Here is a 1,552-nt window from a genome sequence, read left to right as displayed (position 1 = left end):
TCGAATCGCTGGTCGGGCGGCAGGTCCGTGCTGTGCAGGGTGACGATTCCCAATTTCACCTCTCACGACATGATCTCGAGCTTTCGAGACGTCCCCGATGTGACGAGAAACCCGGCCGATGCGGCGATCGCGGCGTGCCCCCCGCCGACCACATCATCGGCCGTCCTGAGGCCGCGCCGGTCGACCGGAGCGGGTGCGAGCCGGTGTCCGTGCCGCCGTTGACAAGGAACAGTGCGCGCTCCGCCAACGACTTCCATGATCCGCCGTACGTATGCTGCCCACGTCGGACCGCCGGACGGGGTTCTCGGCCTGCAGCACGACGGCTTCACCGGACACATCGGAGGACGTATGCGGCCACGACTCAAGAACGTCGCCTGGGAACGGGTGGGCGACGACCTCCGCCTCGTGTACGACCTGCGTGACCAGTTGATCCTGACCGACCCCGGCGGCCAGGTGGAGAAGCTTCTCGCCCTGCTGCACGAGGGCGGCCGCACCGTCGGCGAGCTCGCCGGCGAACTGGCGCTCCCCGTCCAGGACGTGCTCGGCGCGATCGAGGCCCTCGACGCCGAGCGACTGCTGGAGGACGGCGAGCGCCTGGGCATCCTGGACGCCGCCGAAGCCGAGCGCCACTTCAGCAACCTGGCCTTCTTCGAGTCGTTCGGCACGCTGACACGCAGCCGCGAGGACCTGCAACGCCGGTTGCGCGAGTCGCACGTGCTCGTGCTCGGCACCGGCGGACTCAACTCCAACACGATCCCGCATCTCAGCGGGCTGGGCGTCGGCAGGATGACGCTGGTCGACAGGGACACCGTCGACGTGCGCAACTTCGCCAGGCAGTACCTCTATCGCTGGGCGGACCTCGGCGCCAGGAAGGTCGAGCGGGCGGCGGAGTGGGTGCGCGCCTTCGACCCGGCCATCAAGGTCGAGGCGATCGACACGGGCGTCGAGAGCGCCGAGCAACTGGCCGAGCTCCTCGACGAGACGCGCCCCGACGTGGTCGCCTCGGGGATCGACCAGCCCAAGGAGGTCGACCTCTGGGTCAACGCCGCCTGCGTGGGGCACGGCGTGCCGTTCGTGCGCGGCGGCATCACGGTCACCAAGGGAATCGTCTGGTCGGTGGCGCCGGGGGAGAGCGCCTGCAGGGCCTGCGTCCCCGCCGATCCGACCAGGCCCGAAGGCCACGCCGATCCCGACGAGCCCGCGCTGAGCGCCGAGATCGCGGCGGCCCGCCTGTTCTACAGCAGGCCGCAACCCAACAGGGGCATCGGCCCCGTCGCCGGTCTGCTCGGCGCGCTCGGCGCCTTCGAGGTGCTGCGCTACCTGACCGGTTTCGAGCCACCGGCATACGCCGGCCGGCCACTCACCATCGACTTCGCCGGCGCCTGCGCCATGAGTCAGGCCGAGTGGTCCCGCAATCCCGAGTGTGTGACCTGCGGAAGGAGTTGACCACCATGAAGATCGAGATCGTGCGGATCGAGAACACCCGCCTGACCAGCCTGATCACGCCCGACTCCTGACCATCGCGAGCGCACCCCGGCCTCGGCCGGGGTGC

General features: G+C 69.8%; 1 protein-coding gene. It reads left to right on the top strand.

The window, feature by feature from the left end; translation table 11 throughout:
* The first annotated feature begins 348 nt into the window (after window positions 1-348).
* Complete coding sequence (locus ABZ444_RS51405) at window positions 349-1,446, top strand: ThiF family adenylyltransferase (RefSeq protein WP_358012711.1); 1,098 nt, start codon at window positions 349-351, stop codon at window positions 1,444-1,446.
* Window positions 1,447-1,552: the final 106 nt, after the last annotated feature.

The organism is Nonomuraea sp. NPDC005730 (assembly GCF_040630865.1).
Taxonomy (GTDB): Bacteria; Actinomycetota; Actinomycetes; order Streptosporangiales; family Streptosporangiaceae; genus Nonomuraea.
This window is presented reverse-complemented; position numbering and strand designations above follow the sequence as displayed.

Bases quoted from the DNA above. Each gene is read 5' to 3' on its own strand.
- ABZ444_RS51405 (WP_358012711.1), top strand. From the start codon at position 349: ATGCGGCCACGACTCAAGAACGTCGCCTGGGAACGGGTGGGCGACGAC.